Origin of the sequence: Streptomyces sp. NPDC127092, from assembly GCF_042722475.1 — a bacterium.
Lineage (GTDB): Bacteria > Actinomycetota > Actinomycetes > Streptomycetales > Streptomycetaceae > Streptomyces.
This window is the reverse complement of sequence record NZ_JBHXFE010000065.1, coordinates 1-804: the sequence shown is the minus strand read 5'-3', so window position 1 is coordinate 804 and position 804 is coordinate 1. Positions and strand designations below refer to the sequence as shown.

Genomic DNA, 804 nt, shown 5'->3' with positions numbered 1-804 from the left:
GTCCACCCCCAGCGCGGGGGGCGCGCCCTCCCCCGCCGGTGTCCGTACCGGCTCAGCGGCGCGGGACGGTGATGCTGTAGCCGAGGTCGAGGAGTTCGGGCAGGTAGCGCTTGAGCGCCGCGACGCTGTGCGAACGGTTGCCGCCGGCATCGTGGTTGAGGACGACCACGCCCGGCCCCGCGCCGTCGAGCACCCGGCGGACGATGCTGTCGGTGGGCGGTTCCTTCCAGTCGAGGGTGTCGACGGTCCACGCCAGCGGCTCCATGCCGAGCTCGGCACCGATCTCGAACGACAGCCTGTTCCAGGCCCCGTAGGGCGCTCGGTACCACAACGGCGGTGCGCCCAGGGCCTGTTCGACGACGTCGCTGGTGGAGCCGAGCTCCTGGCGGATCCGGGAGGGCCGCAGCTTCGGGACCAGCGGATGGGACCAGGAGTGGTTGCCGACCACATGGCCGTCCTCGGCCATCTGCTTGAGCAGGTCCTGGTTGCCGACGGCCATCTCGCCGCAGACGAAGAACATCGCCCGGCAGCCGTAGCGGCGCAGGGTGGCGAGGATCTCCGGGGTGTAGCGGGGGTCGGGGCCGTCGTCGAAGGTGAGCACCATCGAGCGTCCGACGCCGGTGAGATGGAGGAAGGGCCGGGTCCTGACCGGGGGGATCGCGCGGCGGAAGGCGGGCGGCGCGTAGCCGGTCATCGGCTGGAGCCGGTAGGCGGCGGGCCGCAGCCGCGCGGCCCGGGCCTGGGGCTGCGGTCCGGCCGCGCCGGGCGTGGGCCGGGCGGACGGCGCGGCCGAGGGCGCGGCGC

At 74.4% G+C, this 804-nt stretch carries 1 protein-coding gene; it reads right to left on the bottom strand.

Annotation, left to right across the window (positions count from 1 at the left end; all coding sequences use genetic code 11):
- Nucleotides 1–52 precede the first annotated feature (52 nt).
- On the bottom strand, nucleotides 53–804 hold a 752-nt coding region (locus ACFWJO_RS34990), incomplete at its 5' end, for a polysaccharide deacetylase family protein (RefSeq protein WP_386871855.1).